Annotated in this window: 15 protein-coding genes; 12 read left to right on the forward strand and 3 right to left on the reverse strand. The window is 62.2% G+C overall.

Annotation, left to right across the window (positions count from 1 at the left end):
• Nucleotides 1–69 precede the first annotated feature (69 nt).
• Nucleotides 70–2,526, forward strand: coding sequence for an EAL domain-containing protein (locus tag C4Q27_RS18710; protein ID WP_020192572.1), 2,457 nt, complete (start codon nucleotides 70–72; stop codon nucleotides 2,524–2,526).
• A 30-nt stretch (nucleotides 2,527–2,556) separates the two neighbouring features.
• A complete protein-coding gene (locus C4Q27_RS18715; RefSeq protein ID WP_104887175.1) occupies nucleotides 2,557–3,342 on the forward strand; it encodes a TenA family transcriptional regulator in 786 nt (261 codons plus the stop codon).
• Nucleotides 3,343–3,460: 118 nt separating this feature from the next.
• On the opposite strand, the gene C4Q27_RS18720 is transcribed toward C4Q27_RS18715, so the two are convergent.
• The 3 genes from C4Q27_RS18720 to ubiG form a co-directional block, all read right to left on the reverse strand.
• The gene (locus C4Q27_RS18720) at nucleotides 3,461–4,201 is read right to left on the reverse strand and encodes a YciK family oxidoreductase (RefSeq protein ID WP_003252656.1); all 741 of its coding nucleotides are present in this window, start codon (nucleotides 4,199–4,201) and stop codon (nucleotides 3,461–3,463) included.
• Nucleotides 4,202–4,358: 157 nt separating this feature from the next.
• Nucleotides 4,359–5,030 (reverse strand): N-acetylmuramic acid 6-phosphate phosphatase MupP, encoded by a 672-nt coding sequence (gene mupP, locus C4Q27_RS18725; RefSeq protein WP_010952803.1) that lies wholly within the window; start codon nucleotides 5,028–5,030, stop codon nucleotides 4,359–4,361.
• 2 nt (nucleotides 5,031–5,032) lie between these two features.
• Nucleotides 5,033–5,731 carry a bifunctional 2-polyprenyl-6-hydroxyphenol methylase/3-demethylubiquinol 3-O-methyltransferase UbiG gene (gene ubiG, locus C4Q27_RS18730; protein ID WP_003252662.1) on the reverse strand — a complete coding sequence of 233 codons (699 nt, stop codon included), beginning with the start codon at nucleotides 5,729–5,731 and terminating at the stop codon, nucleotides 5,033–5,035.
• 110 nt (nucleotides 5,732–5,841) lie between these two features.
• Between ubiG and mtnA the strand changes: the two genes are divergently transcribed.
• From mtnA to C4Q27_RS18790, 10 genes are all read left to right on the forward strand, one after another.
• A complete protein-coding gene (gene mtnA, locus C4Q27_RS18735; RefSeq protein WP_020192573.1) occupies nucleotides 5,842–6,918 on the forward strand; it encodes an S-methyl-5-thioribose-1-phosphate isomerase in 1,077 nt (358 codons plus the stop codon).
• 365 nt (nucleotides 6,919–7,283) lie between these two features.
• Nucleotides 7,284–10,055 carry a DNA gyrase subunit A gene (gene gyrA / locus C4Q27_RS18745; protein WP_064492639.1) on the forward strand — a complete coding sequence of 924 codons (2,772 nt, stop codon included), beginning with the start codon at nucleotides 7,284–7,286 and terminating at the stop codon, nucleotides 10,053–10,055.
• A 213-nt stretch (nucleotides 10,056–10,268) separates the two neighbouring features.
• Complete coding sequence (serC, locus tag C4Q27_RS18750) at nucleotides 10,269–11,354, forward strand: 3-phosphoserine/phosphohydroxythreonine transaminase (RefSeq protein ID WP_010952806.1); 1,086 nt, start codon at nucleotides 10,269–10,271, stop codon at nucleotides 11,352–11,354.
• Between the two features lies 1 nt (nucleotide 11,355).
• Nucleotides 11,356–12,450 (forward strand): prephenate dehydratase, encoded by a 1,095-nt coding sequence (pheA, locus tag C4Q27_RS18755; RefSeq protein WP_003252669.1) that lies wholly within the window; start codon nucleotides 11,356–11,358, stop codon nucleotides 12,448–12,450.
• Nucleotides 12,451–12,647: 197 nt separating this feature from the next.
• The gene (locus C4Q27_RS18760) at nucleotides 12,648–14,855 is read left to right on the forward strand and encodes a bifunctional prephenate dehydrogenase/3-phosphoshikimate 1-carboxyvinyltransferase (RefSeq protein WP_231114300.1); all 2,208 of its coding nucleotides are present in this window, start codon (nucleotides 12,648–12,650) and stop codon (nucleotides 14,853–14,855) included.
• A gap of 5 nt (nucleotides 14,856–14,860) precedes the next feature.
• Entirely contained in the window at nucleotides 14,861–15,538 is a 678-nt protein-coding gene (gene cmk / locus C4Q27_RS18765; protein WP_232968887.1) for a (d)CMP kinase, read from the forward strand.
• Between the two features lie 124 nt (nucleotides 15,539–15,662).
• The gene (gene rpsA, locus C4Q27_RS18770; RefSeq protein ID WP_003252673.1) at nucleotides 15,663–17,339 is read left to right on the forward strand and encodes a 30S ribosomal protein S1; all 1,677 of its coding nucleotides are present in this window, start codon (nucleotides 15,663–15,665) and stop codon (nucleotides 17,337–17,339) included.
• Between the two features lie 428 nt (nucleotides 17,340–17,767).
• Nucleotides 17,768–18,070 carry an integration host factor subunit beta gene (ihfB, locus tag C4Q27_RS18780; RefSeq protein ID WP_010952810.1) on the forward strand — a complete coding sequence of 101 codons (303 nt, stop codon included), beginning with the start codon at nucleotides 17,768–17,770 and terminating at the stop codon, nucleotides 18,068–18,070.
• Nucleotides 18,071–18,089: 19 nt separating this feature from the next.
• On the forward strand, nucleotides 18,090–18,353 hold the full coding sequence (locus C4Q27_RS18785; protein WP_003260859.1) for a lipopolysaccharide assembly protein LapA domain-containing protein: 264 nt from the start codon (nucleotides 18,090–18,092) through the stop codon (nucleotides 18,351–18,353).
• Nucleotides 18,354–18,455: 102 nt separating this feature from the next.
• Nucleotides 18,456–19,889: an MBL fold metallo-hydrolase RNA specificity domain-containing protein gene (locus tag C4Q27_RS18790; RefSeq protein WP_104887176.1), complete on the forward strand. Its 1,434-nt coding sequence runs from the start codon at nucleotides 18,456–18,458 to the stop codon at nucleotides 19,887–19,889.
• Nucleotides 19,890–20,015: the final 126 nt, after the last annotated feature.

Below are 20,015 nucleotides of genomic sequence, written 5' to 3' on the forward strand. Positions count from 1 at the left end.
ATGGCAAATGGCCTACGCTGTGCTTGTCTGGGTCGATTTACGCCTTATCTGCTCTGTGACAGGGACTCCATGAAGGGACATCGCACACTCGAAGCGCCAAAGTTGCTCGGCATCACATGGCCTTTCATCGCCGTCGTGGTCCTTCAGGTGGCGTTGGGCAGCCTCAGCCTTTATACGCTCTCGGCCGTGCGTGCCTATGTCGCGGGCGAAAGCCTGTGGTCCAAGGCGCAGAAAGATGCCATCTACTACCTCAGTCTGTACGGCGAGACGCAGGACGACAGCACCTACCAGCGCTATCGCCAGGCCATTACCGTGCCCCAGGGTGACCATCGTCTGCGCGAGGTGCTCGACCACCCCAGCCCTGATCTGAACGCCGCGCGACAGGCGGTTCTGCAAGGTGGCAACCACCCTGACGATGTCGATCGGATCATCTGGTTCTACCGCAACTTTCGCCATGTCAGCTATATGCAGACAGCCATCGATTACTGGGACATCGGTGACGACTATCTGGCCAAGCTGGATGTACTGGCCGGTGAAATGCGCCAGCGTTTTGCCAATGGCCCGGCGGATCCAGACACTGTCAGCGATTGGAAGGCCCGCATTGTCGCCATCAACGAAGGCGTGACCCCGGCGGCCAAGGCTTTCAGTGATGCCTTGGGCGAAGGCTCGCGCATGTTGCTGCGGGTGCTGCTGATCACCAACCTGCTGACCGCGATGTTCCTGATCGCCATTGCCTGGCGCCGCTCCAGCAAGCTGTTGGCCCAGCGCCAGGCCTTTGCCAGCGCCCTGCAGGAAGAAAAAGAGCGTGCGCAGATTACCCTGCAGGCCATCGGGGATGCGGTGATCACCACCGATGTCGAGGGCAGTATCGGCTATATGAACCCGGCCGCCGAGCAGTTGACCCACTGGCAATCCGGCCAGGCCCAGGGCCTGCCGCTGTCGGCACTGTTCAGCCTGGTGGATGAACACGCCGAGGAGGACGGTCGCAGCTTGGTCGAGCAGGTGCTCAGCGGCAGCCTCAAGGGCGGCTCCGAGCATGCCCGGCTGATCCAGCGCCTGGACGGCAGTACGGTGTCGATCAACCTGGTAGGCTCGCCGATCCTCAATGATGGCCAGGTCAGTGGCATCGTGCTGGTGCTGCACGACATGACCCAGGAACGCCAGTACATCGCCAACCTGTCCTGGCAGGCAACCCACGACGCCCTGACCGGGCTGGCCAACCGCCGCGAGTTCGAATACCGCCTGGAGCAGGCGCTCAACGACCTGGCGCGCCAGGCCGGGCGGCATTCGCTGATGTTCCTCGACCTCGACCAGTTCAAGCTGGTCAACGACACCTGTGGCCACGCTGCCGGCGATGAGTTGCTGCGGCACATCTGCGCGGTGCTGCAATCCGGCCTGCGTGAGGGCGATACGCTGGCGCGGCTGGGCGGCGATGAATTTGGCGTGCTGCTGGAAAACTGCCCGCCCGACCAGGCCGAGCGCATTGGCGAACAATTGCGCCAGATGGTGCAGAGCCTGCACTTCGTATGGAAAGGGCGGCCGTTCGTGACCACGGTCAGTATTGGCCTGGTGCATATGGCCCAGGCCCCCGGTACCCTGGAAGCCTCGCTGCGCGCCGCCGACATGGCCTGCTACATGGCCAAGGAAAAGGGCCGAAACCGTGTGCAGGTGTACCACGCCGACGACAGCGAACTGTCCATGCGTTTTGGCGAAATGGCCTGGATCCAGCGCTTGCATGTGGCCCTGGAAGAAAACCGCTTTTGCCTCTACGCCCAGGAAATCGCCCCGCTCAAAACCTTCGAGGGCCCGGGCCATATCGAAATTCTGTTGCGCCTGCACGACGAAAGCGGCCGCACCATCCTGCCCAGCAGCTTCATCCCGGCGGCCGAGCGCTACGGCCTGATGACTGCGCTGGACCGCTGGGTGGTGCGCAATGTGTTCATGGTCATACGCCAGTGCCTGGAAGAAGGGCGTGAAGGGCCGTTGTCGACCTGTGCCATCAACCTGTCGGGGTCCAGCATTGGCGACGACAAGTTCCTTGAATACCTCCAGCGGTTGTTCGTCGAATACGCCATTCCGCCGCGAATGATCTGCTTTGAAATTACCGAAACCAGCGCCATTGCCAACCTGGGCAGCGCCATTCGCTTCATCAACGAGCTGAAAGGACTGGGTTGCCGTTTCTCGCTCGATGATTTTTGCGCCGGCATGTCCTCGTTCGCTTATCTCAAGCATTTGCCCGTGGACTACCTGAAGATTGACGGCAGTTTCGTCAAGGACATGCTCGACGACCCGGTCAACCGGGCCATGGTCGAGGTCATCAACCATATCGGCCATGTGATGGGTAAGCGCACAATTGCCGAGTTCGTCGAAACACCCTTGATCGAGCAGGCCTTGCAGGAAATAGGCGTGGATTACGCCCAGGGCTACCTGATCGAACGCCCCCAGGTGTTCACCTGTGACAGTCTGCAGCGCCAACGGATCGCCGCCCGGCCTCTGTTGCAGCGAGCACCTGGCACATTTCGCTAGTTGGAAATCACAAGGATCAAGGAGCTGAAAGTGATTGACGCATTCGTTCGTATCGGGCCTTTGATGGACCCCGCCAGTTACCCCCAATGGGCCCAGCAACTGATTGAAGACTGCCGCGAGAGCAAGCGCCGGGTGGTTGAGCATGAGTTTTATGCACGACTACGCGATGGCCAGCTGAAGCAATCGACCATCCGTCAGTACCTGATCGGGGGCTGGCCGGTGGTGGAGCAGTTTTCGTTGTACATGGCGCATAACCTGACCAAGACCCGCTATGGCCGGCATCAGGGCGAGGACATGGCGCGGCGCTGGCTGATGCGCAACATCCGCGTCGAGCTCAACCATGCCGACTACTGGGTGAACTGGTGCCAGGCGCACGGTGTGCACCTGCACGAGTTGCAGGCGCAAGAAGTGCCGCCCGAGCTGAACGGCCTGAACGACTGGTGCTGGCGGGTGTGCGCCACCGAGAACCTGGCCATTTCCATGGCGGCGACCAACTACGCCATCGAAGGCGCGACCGGTGAATGGTCAGCGGTGGTGTGCTCGACCGACACCTATGCGCAGGGGTTCCCTGAAGAAGGGCGCAAGCGGGCGATGAAGTGGCTGAAGATGCATGCCCAGTATGACGATGCGCACCCGTGGGAGGCGCTGGAAATCATCTGTACCCTGGCCGGTGAGAACCCCACCCTGGGGTTGCGGACCGAGCTGCGCAGGGCGATCTGCAAGAGTTACGACTGCATGTTCCTGTTCCTGGAGCGCTGCATGCAGCTGGAAGGGCGCCAGCAAGGCCGTATGCGGCCGGCGTTGGCTGTGGGCTGATCGCTTTCCTGTACCGGCCTCTTCGCGGGCTTGCCCGCTCCCACAGGATCACCGCAACCCTCAAGGACTGCGCCCTACCTGTGGGAGCGGGCAAGCCCGCGAAGAGGCCGATGCAGGTTTATTGGGCGTTGAACGCCTGCCCGTTCACCCCTGTGCTGTCCGGCCCCATCAGGTACAGGTACACCGGCATGATCTCTTCGGGCAGCGGGTTGTTCTGCGGGTTCTCGCCGGGGTAGGCCTGGGCCCGCATCGCCGTGCGCGTGGCGCCTGGGTTGATACTGTTGGCGCGCACCGGCGCCACGCCTTCCAGCTCATCGGCCAGGGTCTGCATCAGGCCTTCGGTGGCGAACTTCGACACACCATAGGCGCCCCAGTAAGCCCGGCCCTTGCGCCCCACGCTGCTGCTGGTGAACACCACCGAAGCGTCTTCCGACAGCTTCAGCAGCGGCAGCAGGGTGCTGGTGAGCATGAAGGTGGCATTGACGTTGATGTGCATCACGCGCATGAAGTTGTCGCCCGACAGCTGTTCCAGCGGCGTGCGCGGGCCGATGATCGACGCATTGTTGAGCAGGCCATCGAGGCGGCCGAACTGGCCTTCGATCATGGCCGCCAGCTCGTCGTACTGGTGTGGCAGGGCGGTTTCCAGGTTGAACGGGATGACCACTGGCTGCGGGTGGCCGGCGGCTTCGATCTGGTCGTAGACCTCGTTCAGGTTGGCCTCGGTCTTGCCCAGCAGCAGCACGGTGGCACCCAGCGCGGCATAGGCCTTGGCAGCCGCGGCACCAATGCCACGGCCGGCACCGGTAACCAGGATGACCCGGCCTTGCAGCAGGTCGGGGCGGGCGGTGTAGTCGAACATGGTTCTGTCCTTCGAGTTCGTGTGGGCGGCCTGGGGCTATTGTAGGAGCGGGTTCACCCGCGAATGCGTCCGATCAGGCGCCAGTGTTGTCCGGGCTGGCACATTCGCGGGTGAACCCGCTCCTACAAAAGGGCGGTGCCCGGTCATCGGTCTGGGTTCAGCACCCGCACAGCGCGCTGTCGATCACTTTGCGCAGTTCCAGCGGGTGGTCCACCACCACGTCGGCACCCCAGTTGTTGGGGTTGTCCTCTGGATGAATATAGCCGTAGCGCACTGCTGCCGTGCGGGTACCTGCGTCGCGGCCAGACTCGATGTCGCGCAGGTCGTCGCCAACGAACAGCACACTGGCCGGGTCCAGGTTCAGCGTTTTGCAGGCCAGGATCAGCGGCTCGGGGTCGGGTTTGCTGTTTTTCACGTGGTCCGGGCAGATCAGCAACGCCGAACGCTCGGCCAGGCCCAGTTGCTGCATGATCGGCTCGGCGAAGCGCACCGGCTTGTTGGTGACGACGCCCCACAGCAGGTTGCCTTTCTCGATGTCGGCCAGCAGCTCGGCCATGCCCTCGAACAGCTTGCTGTGCACCGCGCAGTCGCGCTGGTAACGCTCGAGGAACTCCAGGCGCAGGGCCTCGAAGCCGTCAGCCTCCGGGTCCATGGCGAACGCAGTGGCAACCATGGCGCGGGCGCCACCCGAGATCACGCCACGGATCAGGTTGTCGTCAACGGCCGGCAGCCCGCGTTCGGCGAGCATGGCCTGGCAAATGGCGATGAAGTCCGGCGCCGTGTCCAGCAAGGTGCCGTCCATGTCGAAGAGTACTGCTCGCAAACGCATGCTTATTCCTCGCGCAGGGTCTGGATCATGTAGTTGACGTCGACGTCGCTGTTGAGCTTGTAGTGCTTGGTCAGCGGGTTGTAGGTGAGGCCGATGATGTCCTTCACCTGCAGGCCGGCATCGCGGCTCCAGGCGCCCAGCTCGGACGGGCGGATGAACTTCTTGAAGTCATGGGTGCCGCGCGGCAGCATCTTCAGGATGTACTCGGCGCCGACGATGGCCAGCAGGTAGGCCTTGGGGTTGCGGTTGATGGTGGAGAAGAACACCTGGCCGCCCGGCTTGACCATGCGGTAGCAGGCGCGAATCACCGAAGACGGGTCGGGCACGTGCTCGAGCATTTCCAGGCAGGTGACCACGTCGAACTGTTCAGGCATTTCCTCGGCCAGGGCTTCGGCGGTGATCTGCCGGTATTCTACCTGCACGCCGGACTCCAGCTGGTGCAGCTGAGCCACCGCCAGTGGCGCCTCGCCCATGTCGATACCGGTGACCGTGGCGCCGCGCAGGGCCATGGCTTCGCTGAGGATGCCGCCACCGCAACCCACGTCCAGCACTTTCTTGCCGGCCAGGCTGACGCGCTCGTCGATCCAGTTGACGCGCAGCGGGTTGATTTCGTGCAGCGGCTTGAACTCGCTTTCGCGGTCCCACCAGCGGTGGGCCAGCGCTTCGAACTTGGCGATTTCGGCGCGGTCGACGTTGCTCATTGAACAGTCCTCTGAAACTTCGCAAAATTGCGCCGGAGTATACCCGAGCGCTTGGCCGCGAGGGTCGCTATAATCGCCGGTTTTTGATATCCGAATGACGGGGAGAGGCGATGCGCGAGCGACTTTTGGCGGCGGAGAAGGTGACCGCGATCCGCTGGCAGGGCGGCGCCTTGCACCTGCTCGACCAGCGCCTGCTGCCGTCGGAGGAGCGTTGGCTGGCCTGCGACAATGTTGCGCAGGTGGCCGCAGCCATCCGTGACATGGCAGTGCGCGGCGCCTCGGCGATCGGTATTGCCGCAGCTTACGGCCTGGTACTGGCCCTTGAAGAGCGGCTGGCCGAAGGCGGCGATTGGGAAATGGACCTTGAAGACGACTTTCTCACCCTCGCCGAGGCGCGCCCTACTGCCGCCAACTTGTTCTGGGCGCTGAACCGCATGCGCGAGCGCCTGCAGCGCCTGCGGCCGGAAGAAGACGTTCTGGCAGCGCTGGAGGCCGAAGCGGTGGCCATTCACGACAGCGACCGTGAGGCCAACCTGACCATGGCCCAGCAGGGTATCGAGCTGATCCGTCGCCATCAGGGCAATGCCCAGGCCCTGCTCACCTTCGGCAACGCCGGCGCCCTTGCCAGTGGTGGCTTTGGCACCGCACTGGGGGTGATCCGTGCCGGCTACCTGGAAGGCATGGTCGAGCGGGTTTATGCCGGTGAGACTCGCCCTTGGCTGCAGGGCTCGCGCCTGACCGGCTGGGAGCTGGCCAACGAGGGCATCCCGGTGACCCTTTGTGCCGACTCGGCGCTGGCCCACCTCATGAAGACCAAGGGCATCACCTGGGTGGTGGTGGGGGCGGACTGCATCGCTGCCAATGGCGACATGGCCGGCAAGATCGGCACCTATCAGCTGGCCGTCAGTGCCATGCACCATGGCGTGCGCTTCATGGTCGTGGCGCCGAGCACCAGCATCGACCTGAACCTGGCCACGGGTGAGGATATCCCGCTGGAGGAGCGTGACGCCGACGAGTGGCTGGACTTCGGCGGTACCCGGGTGTCGCCGGGTGTCGAGGTGTTCAACCCGGTGTTCGATGTGACGCCGGCCGACCTGATCGATGTGATCGTGACCGAGCGCGGCATCGTCGAGCGCCCGGATGCTGCCAAGCTGGCTCAGCTGGTTTGCCGCAAGCGCCTGCACTGATTTTGTATCGCCTCACCGGCCTTTTCGCGGGCTTGCCCGCTCCCACAGGGATATCGCATGGCCTTGGGGCTGTGGTGAACCTGTGGGAGCGGGCGAGCCCGCGAAGAGGCCGGTGCAGGCAATACAGAAACCAGGTTTCAAACGCGGCTGAGACCAACTGCCACCTCTCCCCACCGCCCCCGCGTTTGTGATAACATCCGGCAGTTTCCAAGACCGCCCATCACGGCGGCCTTCATTGCGCAGATCCATGGCACAACTCATTGATTTGTCGTAAGTCGTCGCACCCTTATGCGCTGCGGCGGCGAGCTTCGTTCGGCCCTTGATGGAGCTGCGAAGTTTCACCAGAAAAAGGAATCAGGCTTCTCATGGGCGAACTGGCCAAAGAAATCCTCCCGGTCAATATCGAAGACGAACTGAGACAGTCTTACCTCGACTACGCGATGAGCGTGATTGTCGGGCGAGCGCTGCCCGATGCGCGTGACGGCTTGAAGCCCGTGCATCGCCGCGTTCTCTATGCGATGAGCGAACTGGGCAACGACTGGAACAAGCCGTACAAGAAATCCGCCCGTGTGGTCGGTGACGTGATCGGTAAGTACCACCCGCACGGCGACACTGCGGTCTACGACACCATCGTGCGTATGGCCCAGCCGTTCTCGTTGCGCTACCTGCTGGTCGACGGCCAGGGCAACTTCGGTTCGGTGGACGGCGACAACGCTGCCGCCATGCGATACACCGAAGTGCGCATGACCAAACTGGCCCACGAACTGCTGGCGGACCTGCACAAGGAAACCGTCGACTGGGTGCCCAACTACGACGGCACCGAGCAGATCCCGGCGGTCATGCCGACGCGTATTCCCAACCTGCTGGTCAACGGTTCCAGCGGTATTGCCGTGGGCATGGCGACCAACATTCCGCCGCATAACCTCGGCGAGGTCATCGATGGCTGCCTGGCGCTCATCGACAATCCTGAAGTCACCATCGATGAGCTGATGCAGTTCATCCCTGGTCCGGACTTCCCGACTGCCGGCATCATCAACGGTCGCCAGGGCATCATCGAGGCCTATCGCACCGGCCGTGGCCGCATCTACATGCGCGCCCGCTCCGAGATCGAGGACATCGACAAGGTTGGCGGCCGCCAGCAGATCGTGATCACCGAGCTGCCGTACCAGCTGAACAAGGCGCGCCTGATCGAAAAGATCGCCGAGCTGGTCAAAGAGAAGAAGATCGAAGGCATCACCGAGCTGCGCGACGAGTCCGACAAGGACGGCATGCGCATCGTCATCGAGCTGCGTCGCGGCGAGGTGCCGGAGGTGGTGCTGAACAACCTCTACCAGCAAACCCAGCTGCAGAGCGTATTCGGCATCAACGTGGTGGCCCTGGTCGACGGCCGTCCGCGCCTGCTCAACCTCAAGGACCTGCTCGAAGCGTTCGTCCGCCACCGCCGTGAAGTGGTGACCCGCCGTACCGTATTCGAGCTGCGCAAGGCCCGTGAACGTGGCCATATCCTTGAAGGCCAGGCGGTTGCGCTGTCCAACATCGACCCGGTCATTGCCCTGATCAAGGCCTCGCCGACGCCGTCCGAAGCCAAGGAAGCCCTGGTCTCCACGCCGTGGGAATCCAGTGCCGTGCAGGTCATGGTCGAGCGCGCCGGCGCCGATTCCTGCCGCCCTGAGGACCTGCCCGAGCAGTACGGCCTGCATGACGGCAAGTACTTCCTGTCGCCGGAACAGGCCCAGGCCATTCTCGACCTGCGCCTGCACCGCCTGACCGGCCTGGAGCACGAGAAGCTGCTGGCCGAGTACCAGGAAATCCTCGAGCAGATTGGCGAGTTGATCCGCATCCTCAGCAGCGCCGAGCGCCTGATGGAAGTGATTCGCGAGGAGCTGGAGGCCATTCGTGCCGAGTACGGCGATGTGCGCCGCACCGAAATCCTCAATGCCAGCCACGACCTCAACTACGGCGACATGATCCCGGAAGAAGAGCGCGTGGTCACCATCTCCCATGGTGGGTATGCCAAGACCCAGCCATTGTCCGCCTACCAGGCCCAGCGCCGCGGCGGCAAAGGCAAGTCGGCGACCGGCGTGAAGGACGAGGACTACATCGAGCACCTGCTGGTCGCCAACAGCCATGCCACCCTGTTGCTGTTCTCCAGCAAGGGCAAGGTTTACTGGAAGAAGACCTACGAAATCCCCGAAGCGTCCCGCGCTGCCCGCGGTCGTCCGCTGGTCAACCTGCTGCCGCTGGAGGAGGGTGAGCGCATCACCGCCATGCTGCAGATCGACCTCGAAGCACTGCAGCAGAACGCCGACCTCGACGAAGAACTGGACGAGGCTGAAGACACCGTGCTCGAGGGTGAGCTGGTAGAGGCCGAGGAAGTCGACGAAGAAGACGGCGACACCCCGGAGTGGGTTGCAGAGCCGACCGGTGCGTACATCTTCATGGCGACCGCTTCCGGTACCGTCAAGAAGACCCCGCTGGTGCAGTTCGCCCGTCCGCGCTCCAACGGCCTGATCGCCCTGAAGCTGAAGGAAGGGGACACCCTGATTGCCGCGGCCATCACCGATGGCGCCAAGGAAGTCATGATGTTCTCCGACGCTGGCAAGGTCATTCGCTTTGCCGAGAGCGTCGTGCGTGAAATGGGCCGCAACGCCCGTGGTGTGCGCGGCATGAAGCTGGGCAAAGGCCAGCGGATCATTTCGATGCTGATCCCGGAGTCCGGCTCGCAGATCCTCACCGCCTCCGAGCGTGGCTTTGGCAAGCGCACCCCGCTGTCCAAGTTCCCGCGTCGCGGCCGCGGTGGCCAGGGTGTGATCGCCATGGGTACCAAAGGGCGCAACGGCCTGCTGATCGGGGCGATCCAGGTGCAGGAAGGCGAGGAGATCATGCTGATTTCCGACCAGGGCACGCTAGTTCGCACCCGGGTTGGCGAGGTGTCCAGCCTCAGCCGCAACACCCAGGGCGTTACGCTGATCAAGCTGGCGGCCGATGAGACACTGGTGGGCCTGGAGCGTATCCAGGAGCCGTCCGAGGACGAACTCGATGCAGTGATCGAGACGGACGAGGAGGGTGTCGAGGCTGTAGCGCCAGACAATGAAAATGAAGAAGCTGCAGGTGCCGACGAGGCCCCGCAAGAGTAAGCAAGCGTAAACCCGAGCGGGGCGACCAAGGTCGCCCCGTTTGACTGATAACAGCTGGCAAAGCCCGGCCTTGTGGGAGCGGGCATGCCCGCGAAGCAGACACTGCGGTAGATGGCACCGGCTTTGCCGGTGTTCGCGGGCTCGCCCGCTCCCACAGGGTCGCTGCTAACCCATGTGATAGTTTTTGTTCTATTTGGCAGAGCGAGAGTGGATGTGAGCAAACGAGCCTTTAACTTCTGCGCAGGCCCTGCCGCGCTTCCTGACGCTGTCCTGCAGCGCGCACAGGCCGAGATGCTGGACTGGCGTGGCAAGGGGTTGTCGGTGATGGAGATGAGCCATCGCAGCGACGATTACGTGGCCATCGCCGAAAAGGCCGAGCAGGACCTGCGTGACCTGCTGTCCGTCCCCTCCAACTACAAGGTGCTGTTCCTGCAAGGGGGCGCCAGCCAGCAGTTCGCTGAAATCCCGCTGAACCTGCTGCCGGAAAACGGCACGGCCGACTACATCGAAACCGGTATCTGGTCGAAAAAGGCCATCGAGGAAGCGCGCCGTTTCGGCAACGTCAACGTCGCCGCCACTGCCAAGCCTTACGACTACCTGGCCATCCCCGGCCAGAACGAGTGGAACCTGACCAAAAACGCAGCCTACGTGCACTATGCGTCCAACGAGACCATCGGTGGCCTGCAGTTTGACTGGGTGCCGCAAACCGGTGACGTGCCGCTGGTGGTCGATATGTCGTCCGACATCCTCTCGCGCCCGATCGATGTGTCGCAGTTCGGCCTGATCTACGCCGGCGCGCAGAAGAATATCGGCCCAAGCGGCCTGGTGGTGGTGATCGTGCGCGAAGACCTGTTGGGCCATGCCCGCAGCAGCTGCCCGACCATGCTCGACTACAAGGTTTCGGCTGACAACGGCTCGATGTACAACACCCCGGCCACCTACTCCTGGTACCTCTCGGGCCTGGTCTTCGAGTGGCTGAAAGAGCAGGGCGGTGTCGAGGCCATGGAGCAGCGCAACCGTGCCAAGAAAGACCGCCTTTACGGCTTCATCGACCGCAGCGAGTTCTACACCAACCCGATCAGCGTCAACGCCCGTTCGTGGATGAACGTGCCGTTCCGCCTGGCTGACGAGCGCCTGGACAAGGCCTTCCTCGCTGGCGCCGACGCGCGTGGCCTGCTCAACCTCAAGGGCCACCGTTCGGTTGGCGGCATGCGCGCCTCCATCTACAACGCCCTGGGCCTGGAAGCGGTAGAGGCGCTGGTAGGCTACATGGCTGAATTCGAGAAGGAGCATGGCTGACATGTCCGAACAGGAGCTCAAGGCGCTGCGCGTGCGCATCGACAGCCTCGACGAGAAAATCCTCGAGCTGATCAGTGACCGCGCCCGCTGCGCCGAAGAAGTGGCCCGGGTCAAGACGGCCTCGCTGAAAGAAGGCGAGAAGCCAGTGTTCTACCGTCCCGAGCGTGAAGCTGCGGTGCTCAAGCGCGTGATGGAACGCAACAAGGGCCCGCTGGGCAACGAAGAGATGGCGCGGCTGTTCCGCGAAATCATGTCGTCGTGCCTGGCCCTGGAAGAGCCGCTGAAAATCGCCTACCTCGGCCCTGAAGGCACCTTCACCCAGGCGGCGGCCATGAAGCACTTTGGCCATGCGGTGATCAGTCGGCCGATGGCGGCCATCGACGAAGTGTTCCGTGAAGTGGCGGCCGGTGCCGTCAACTTCGGTGTGGTGCCGGTGGAAAACTCCACTGAAGGTGCGGTCAGCCACACCCTGGACAGCTTCCTCGAGCATGACATGGTGATTTGCGGTGAGGTCGAGCTGCGTATCCACCACCACCTGCTGGTGGGCGAGAACACCAAGACCGACAGCATCACCCGCATCTACTCCCACGCCCAGTCGCTGGCCCAGTGCCGAAAGTGGCTGGACGCGCACTACCCGAACGTGGAGCGCGTGGCCGTATCGAGCAATGCCGAAGCGGCCAAGCGGGTCAAGGGTGAGTGGAACTCGGCGGCGATCGCCGGCGATATGGCGGCCAACCTGTACGGCTTGACCCGTCTGGCCGAGAAGATCGAAGACCGCCCGGACAACTCCACGCGCTTCCTGATGATCGGTAACCAGGAAGTACCGCCGACCGGCGACGACAAGACCTCGATCATCGTTTCGATGAGCAACAAGCCAGGTGCGTTGCATGAGTTGCTGGTGCCGTTCTATCAGAACGGCATCGACCTGACCCGTATCGAGACCCGCCCGTCGCGCAGCGGCAAGTGGACCTACGTGTTCTTCATCGACTTCGTCGGCCACCACCGCGACCCGCTGATCAAGGCGGTGCTCGAGCAGATCAGCCAGGAGGCTGTGGCGCTGAAGGTGCTGGGCTCTTATCCGAAGGCGGTGCTTTGATTCAGGGGCCTTGGGGCTGCCTTGCAGCCCTTCGCGGGCTAGCCCGCTCCCACAGTGAGCATGTGATGCCGATCTCTGTGGGAGCGGGCTAGCCCGCGAAGGGCCGCGCCGCGGCCCCAATGGCCCTCACAGGCTACCTAGATTTCAGAACAGGGTTCGCACCAGTGGTAAATGCAGCAAAAACCAAACCCGCGCCCATCATCGACCGCCTGGTCGTGGTCGGTCTCGGCCTGATCGGCGGCTCGTTCGCCAAGGGCCTGCGTGAAAGCGGCCTGTGCCGCGAAGTGGTCGGTGTCGACTTGGATGCCCCCTCGCGCAAGCAGGCCGTGGCCCTGGGCGTGGTCGACCGCTGCGAAGAAGACCTTGCCGCCGCTTGTGTGGGCGCCGATGTCATCCAGCTGGCCGTACCGATCCTGGCCATGGAAAAAGTCCTCGCGCGCCTGGCCCTGCTCGACCTGGGTGATGCGATCATCACCGACGTCGGTAGCGCCAAGGGCAACGTCGTGCGTGAGGCGCGTGCCGTCTTCGGTGCCCGCCTGCCGCGCTTCGTCCCGGGCCACCCCATCGCCGGTTCCGAGCAGAGCGGGGTAGAGGCGTCCAATGCCACCTTGTTCCGTCGGCACAAGGTCATCCTCACGCCGCTGGCCGAAACCGACCCCGCCGCGCTGGCCCTGGTTGACCGCCTGTGGCGTGCGCTGGATGCCGATGTGGAGCACATGTCGGTCGAGCGCCATGACGAAGTACTGGCCGCCACCAGCCATCTGCCACACCTGCTGGCCTTTGGCCTGGTCGACTCACTGGCCAAACGCAATGAAAACCTCGAGATCTTCCGGTACGCTGCGGGTGGGTTCCGCGATTTCACGAGAATCGCCGGCAGCGATCCGACCATGTGGCATGACATCTTCCTCGCCAACCGCGACGCTGTCCTGCGCACGCTTGATACATTTCGCAGTGATCTCGACGCCCTGCGCGACGCGATCGCTGAAGGGGATGGGCACCAGCTGCTGGGTGTATTCACCCGCGCACGGGTTGCCCGCGAGCATTTCAGTAAAATCCTGGCCCGCCGGGCCTATGTGGACGCTATGAACGCCAACGATCTGATTTTCCAGGCCCAACCGGGTGGCCGCCTGAACGGGCGGATCCGTGTACCGGGCGACAAGTCGATTTCCCATCGCTCGATCATGCTCGGCTCGCTGGCCGAAGGTACTACCGAGGTCGAAGGCTTCCTCGAAGGCGAAGATGCGCTGGCGACCCTGCAGGCATTCCGTGACATGGGTGTGGTCATCGAAGGCCCCAACCACGGTCGTGTGACCATTCACGGCGTGGGCCTGCATGGCCTGAAGCCGCCACCAGGGCCGCTGTACGTAGGTAACTCCGGTACTTCGATGCGCCTGCTGTCGGGCCTGCTGGCCGGTCAGCCGTTCGATGTCACCATGACCGGCGACGCCTCGCTGTCCAAGCGCCCGATGAACCGTGTGGCCAACCCGCTGCGCGAAATGGGTGCTGTGGTCGAGACCGGCCCGGACGGCCGCCCGCCGCTGACCATCCGCGGTGGCCACAAGCTCAAAGGGTTGACCTACACGCTGCCGATGGCTAGCGCCCAGGTCAAATCCTGCCTGCTGCTGGCCGGCCTGTACGCCGAAGGCAAGACCACTGTCACCGAGCCTGCGCCTACCCGTGACCACACCGAGCGCATGTTGCGCGGTTTTGGCTATTCGGTCGACAGCAATGGCCCGGTGGCCTCGCTGCAGTCCGGTGGCAAGCTGACCGCTACCCGGATCGAAGTGCCGGCTGACATTTCCTCGGCAGCGTTCTTCCTGGTCGCAGCCTCTATCGCTGAAGGCTCCGAGCTGGTGCTGGAGCATGTCGGCATCAACCCGACCCGTACTGGCGTGATCGACATCCTGCGCCTGATGGGCGGCGACATCACCCTGGAAAACCAGCGTGAAGTGGGTGGCGAACCCGTGGCTGACCTGCGTGTGCGCGGTGCCAAGCTGAAGGGTATCGACATTCCTGAAGCGTTGGTGCCGCTGGCCATCGACGAATTCCCGGTCTTGTTCGTGGCCGCTGCCTGCGCTGAAGGGCGTACCGTGCTGCGTGGCGCCGAAGAGCTGCGGGTGAAGGAGTCCGATCGTATCCAGGTGATGGCCGATGGCCTCACCACCTTGGGCATCAAGTGCGAGCCGACCCCGGACGGCATCATCATCGACGGCGGCCAGATGGGCGGCGGCGAAGTGCATGGGCATGGTGACCACCGCATCGCCATGGCCTTCAGCGTGGCTTCGCTGCGCGCCAGTGCGCCGATTCGCATTCACGACTGCGCCAACGTCGCCACCTCGTTCCCCAACTTCCTGGCGCTGTGCGCCGAAGTGGGGATTCGCGTGGCAGAAGAGGGCAAGTCGTGAATTCAATGGCACCGGTTATCACCATCGACGGGCCAAGCGGCTCGGGCAAGGGCACGGTCGCCGGGCTGATTGCCCGCGAGCTGGGATGGAAGCTGCTGGACTCCGGCGCGCTGTATCGCTTGCTGGCATTCAATGCCAGCAACCACGGCGTCGACCTGACCAACGAAGAGCTGCTGACCAAGCTTGCCGCCCATCTGGATGTGCAGTTCATCGCTGCCGAGCCCGGTAAGCTACAACAGATCATCCTTGAGGGTGAGGACGTCAGCAACGTCATCCGTACCGAAACCGTCGGTGCCGGTGCATCGATGGTGGCCTCGCTGCCGGCAGTGCGTGAAGCGCTGCTGGTCCGTCAGCGTGAGTTCCGCGAAGTGCCGGGGCTGATTGCTGACGGTCGCGACATGGGTACCGTGGTGTTCCCGGATGCGCCATTGAAGGTCTTCCTCACCGCCAGCGCGGAGGAGCGCGCACGTCGCCGCTACCTGCAGTTGAAGGGCAAGGGTGAAGATGTTAGTCTGTCGAGTCTGCTGGATGAGATTCGTGCGCGTGATGAGCGCGACACCCAACGTGCAGTGGCCCCGCTGAAACCAGCGGCCGATGCCATTCAGTTGGACTCTACCGAGTTGTCCATCGAGCAGGTGTTGCAACGTATCAGAAGCGAGATCGCCCAGCGCGACCTTATCTGATAGCCAGGAAAGCAGGCAGGGGCACCAGTCAACGTCCTGCCGGCTTTCCTTTACTTAAAACGAACCCACATTGTCTGGAATGTGGTTATGGGCGTCTGTTTCGCCCGAATCTACAGGAATTAAAATGAGCGAAAGCTTTGCAGAACTCTTTGAAGAAAGCCTGAAAACCCTCAATCTTCAGCCGGGTGCGATCATCACCGGTATCGTTGTCGACATCGACGGCGACTGGGTTACCGTACACGCTGGCCTGAAGTCCGAGGGCGTCATCCCGCTCGAGCAGTTCTACAACGAAGCTGGCGAGCTGACCATCAAGGTCGGTGACGAAGTTCACGTTGCGCTGGACGCGGTCGAAGACGGCTTTGGCGAAACCAAGCTGTCCCGTGAAAAAGCCAAGCGCGCCGAGTGCTGGATTGTTCTGGAAGCAGCTTTCGCCGCCGAAGAAGTGGTCAAGGGCGTTATCAACGGTAAGGTTAAGGGCGGCTTCACTGTCGACGTTAACGGCATCCGTGCGTTCCTGCCGGGCTCCCTGGTTGATGTCCGCCCAGTGCGCGACACCACCCACCTGGAAGGCAAAGAGCTGGAATTCAAGGTCATCAAGCTGGACCAGAAGCGCAACAACGTTGTCGTTTCCCGTCGCAGCGTGCTGGAAGCCGAGAACAGCGCCGAGCGCGAAGCCCTGCTGGAAACCCTGCAGGAAGGCCAGCAAGTCAAAGGTATCGTCAAGAACCTCACCGACTACGGCGCATTCGTGGACCTGGGCGGTATCGACGGCCTGCTGCACATCACCGACATGGCCTGGAAGCGCATCAAGCACCCATCGGAAATCGTTAACGTTGGCGACGAAGTCGACGTACGCGTTCTGAAGTTCGACCGTGAGCGCAACCGCGTTTCGCTGGGTCTGAAGCAGATGGGCGAAGATCCGTGGGTAGCTATCACTGCCCGTTACCCAGAAGGTACTCGCGTACAGGCTCGCGTTACCAACCTGACCGACTACGGCTGCTTCGCTGAGCTGGAAGAAGGCGTTGAAGGTCTGGTACACGTTTCCGAAATGGACTGGACCAACAAGAACATCCACCCGTCGAAAGTCGTTCAGGTTGGCGACGAAGTGGAAGTCATGGTTCTGGACATCGACGAAGAGCGTCGTCGTATCTCCCTGGGCATCAAGCAGTGCAAGTCCAACCCATGGGAAGACTTCTCCGGCCAGTTCAACAAGGGTGACAAGATCACCGGTACCATCAAGTCGATCACCGACTTCGGTATCTTCATTGGTCTGGACGGCGGCATCGACGGTCTGGTTCACCTGTCCGACATCTCCTGGAACGAAACCGGCGAAGAAGCCGTGCGTCGTTTCAAGAAGGGCGACGAGCTGGAAACTGTCATCCTGTCGGTTGACCCAGAGCGCGAGCGCATCTCCCTGGGCATCAAGCAGCTGGAAGACGATCCGTTCTCCAACTTCGTTGCTGTCAATGACAAGGGCGCTATCGTCAAGGGCATCGTGAAAGAAGTTGACGCCAAAGGCGCCATCGTCACCCTGGCCGACGACATCGAAGCCACTCTGAAAGCTTCCGAAATCAGCCGTGACCGCGTTGAAGACGCGCGTAACGTTCTGAAAGAAGGCGAAGAGATCGAAGCCAAGATCATCAGCGTTGACCGCAAGTCCCGCGTTATCAGCCTGTCGATCAAATCGAAAGACGACGCTGAAGAGCGCGAAGCTATCCAGAGCCTGAAAAACGCTCCGGAAGCTGCTGCCGACACCACCATGGCTGCGCTTCTGCGCGAAGCAATGGCCAAGCAGAACTGAGTTCTGTTTGATCGGTAAAAAGGGCGACCCTCGGGTCGCCCTTTTTTTTGCTCCGCAACCAGGTGGCGCGGCGGATGGCACTGCTGGAACACGCCAGCTTCAGGCTGGCGAAGCCCGTTGTAGGAGCGGGTTCACCCGCGAATCAGGCGGCGCGGTGGATGGCACCGGCTTCGCCGGTGTTCGCGGGTAAACCCGCTCCTACACCGATGGCGCTGGATCACACTCGCCTCAGGCCGACACGCCCCGTTGTAGGAGCGGGCTTGCCCGCGAATCAGGCAGCGCTGGCCTGCCTGAGTGGTAGACCATTCTTGAATTACTTCAATCTTGAATTTTTTTATTAAGTCAAGATCCACCCTGTTCAAATCCTTCCCAGCGTGCTACAAACTGGTTAAGCAATGATCTAGCTGCTTGATAACGAAGGGAAAAATATGACGAAGTCGGAGCTGATCGAACGTATTGTCACCCATCAGGGGCTGCTCTCGTCCAAGGATGTGGAGCTGGCCATCAAGACCATGCTTGAGCAGATGTCGCAATGCCTGGCTACCGGCGATCGCATCGAGATCCGCGGTTTTGGCAGCTTCTCGCTGCACTATCGCGCCCCTCGCGTAGGCCGTAACCCGAAGACCGGCCAGTCGGTCAGCCTCGAAGGCAAATTCGTGCCGCACTTCAAGCCCGGCAAAGAGTTGCGTGACCGGGTCAATGAAGACGAGCATGAAGAGGCCCACACCTGATTCCACAAGGAGCAATCTGATGCGTAACCTCAAGCGCGCCCTGGCGGCGGTGTTCGTGCTGCTATTGGCGGCTGTGGTGTTGTTCTTCGTGCTGGAGAACCAGCAAACCGTGTCATTGGTCCTGTTCGGTTGGGCTGCACCCGCCATGCCGGTTGCTGTCCTGGTGTTGGCTGCCTTGGTCATTGGCCTGGCAGTCGGGCCGTTGCTGGGGGCCTACGGCGTGCAGCGCAGCAAGCGCAAGATCAGGGCTTCTGCTCGTCAGGCGGCATTGAACGGCAACTAAGGAAATTTCCTACACCTACTAAAGAAAGGTTCACCTATGCATGCGTCGGCCGTCATGGAGTAATAGTCCACTTCATTTTCGGTCCAGGCGAGTGTGCGCAGCATGGAATATCCCAGCCTTTCCCATCACGGTGGTACCCGGGGTGTCACCGGGTCCTGTCACCAGTTGCACCTCGGCCCATCCACCAGTTTGCTGGTCGACTGCGGGCTGGAACAGGGAAGTGATGCGCCGCCCGGTGCAGAATCCGCCCCCCTCGGTTTTGACATCCAGGGTATTCAGGCCCTGGTCATCACCCATGTCCATCTCGACCATGTTGGGCGCATCCCTGCGCTGCTGGCAGCGGGTTACCGTGGCCCTATCCTGTGCAGCGAGCCCTCGGCCCGGCTGCTGCCGCTGGTGCTGGAAGACGCCTACAAGCTGAGCATCAGCAGCGAGCCTGCGCAGGTGGCGCGCTATCTCGATTTCATCCGTGACCTTATCGTGCCGCTGCCCTTCGAGCAGTGGCACACGGTGGTTGAGTGCCCTGGTCTTGCCTGTCGTATTCGCCTGCAGCGTGCAGGGCATCTGCTGGGTTCCGCTTATGTCGAGTGCGATATGCAGCATGAGCAAACCAACACCCGGTATGTGTTTTCTGGCGATCTGGGCGCTTGTGGCAACCCGCTGCTGCGCCCGGTGCAGCCCCCGGAGCGTGCTGACGTGCTGGTGCTGGAAAGCACCTACGGCGACCGCCTGCACCCGCAGGCAGACGACCGCCGTCAGCGGCTGGAAGACGCCATCGACCGAGCCCTCGCCGACAAGGGCACCCTCCTGATTCCTGCATTCAGTCTTGGTCGCACGCAGGAGCTGTTGTACGAGCTGGAAGACATTCTGCGCCGCAAAGCCCTGCTGAACACTACCGGCCCGGCTCCGGACGGTGAGCCAATCGACTGGTCACAGTTGCCAATCATCCTCGATTCGCCGTTGGCTCAGCGCATCACCCGCGTGTACCGGGAGCTGCACGAATACTGGAATGCTGAAGCCAGGGCGCGTGTTGCAGCAGGGCGCGATCCACTCGGCTTCAGCCAACTGATCTGTGTGGACACCCATGCCCGCCACCAGCAGGTGGTCAATTACCTCAAGAGCACCGGGCGACCGGCGATCGTGATTGCTGGCAATGGCATGTGTTCGGGTGGGCGCATCGTCAATTACCTCAAGGCCATGCTGGGGGATCCGCGGCATGAGGTGATGTTTGTGGGGTACCAGGCTAAGGGGACGCCGGGGGCGGTGATACAGGCGAGTGAGGGGGCGGAGGGTTTTGTGCAGATCGACCTGGATGGGCATATGTACGAGGTGCGGGCTAAGGTCATGACGTTGTCGGGGTACTCGGGGCATGCGGACCAAAAAGGGTTAGTGAGCTTTGCAACACGAGGCCCTAGCTCGGCAGTGAATATCCTCTTAGTGCACGGTGATCCTAATGCAAAAGCTGCGCTGAGCCAGGCCTTGATGTCCGCAAGCTTAGCGTTCAAGCACAGGGTAGAGGTGAGCATTCCTCGATAACGACCTGACAGTCTGAACAGGCCTTGGTGGAACCAGGGAACTACTTTTACGGTCATTGCCTCTCAGGTCACATGTGTGGGGCAGCATTTTTTCCAAGCTTCCTTCGGTCAGGTCCAGGATCAAGCA

Source organism: Pseudomonas sp. SWI36, from assembly GCF_002948105.1.
Lineage (GTDB): Bacteria > Pseudomonadota > Gammaproteobacteria > Pseudomonadales > Pseudomonadaceae > Aquipseudomonas > Aquipseudomonas alloputida.

Excerpts from the sequence above, each read along its gene's own strand:
- C4Q27_RS18710 (WP_020192572.1), top strand. The coding sequence starts at position 70 with ATGAAGGGACATCGCACACTCGAAGCGCCAAAGTTGCTCGGCATCACA.
- mtnA (WP_020192573.1), top strand. The coding sequence starts at position 5,842 with ATGCGCGAGCGACTTTTGGCGGCGGAGAAGGTGACCGCGATCCGCTGG.
- ubiG (WP_003252662.1), bottom strand. The coding sequence starts at position 5,731 with ATGAGCAACGTCGACCGCGCCGAAATCGCCAAGTTCGAAGCGCTGGCC.
- mupP (WP_010952803.1), bottom strand. The coding sequence starts at position 5,030 with ATGCGTTTGCGAGCAGTACTCTTCGACATGGACGGCACCTTGCTGGAC.
- C4Q27_RS18790 (WP_104887176.1), top strand. The coding sequence starts at position 18,456 with ATGGAATATCCCAGCCTTTCCCATCACGGTGGTACCCGGGGTGTCACC.
- ihfB (WP_010952810.1), top strand. The coding sequence starts at position 17,768 with ATGACGAAGTCGGAGCTGATCGAACGTATTGTCACCCATCAGGGGCTG.
- C4Q27_RS18785 (WP_003260859.1), top strand. The coding sequence starts at position 18,090 with ATGCGTAACCTCAAGCGCGCCCTGGCGGCGGTGTTCGTGCTGCTATTG.
- gyrA (WP_064492639.1), top strand. The coding sequence starts at position 7,284 with ATGGGCGAACTGGCCAAAGAAATCCTCCCGGTCAATATCGAAGACGAA.
- C4Q27_RS18720 (WP_003252656.1), bottom strand. The coding sequence starts at position 4,201 with ATGTTCGACTACACCGCCCGCCCCGACCTGCTGCAAGGCCGGGTCATC.
- pheA (WP_003252669.1), top strand. The coding sequence starts at position 11,356 with ATGTCCGAACAGGAGCTCAAGGCGCTGCGCGTGCGCATCGACAGCCTC.
- cmk (WP_232968887.1), top strand. The coding sequence starts at position 14,861 with ATGGCACCGGTTATCACCATCGACGGGCCAAGCGGCTCGGGCAAGGGC.
- rpsA (WP_003252673.1), top strand. The coding sequence starts at position 15,663 with ATGAGCGAAAGCTTTGCAGAACTCTTTGAAGAAAGCCTGAAAACCCTC.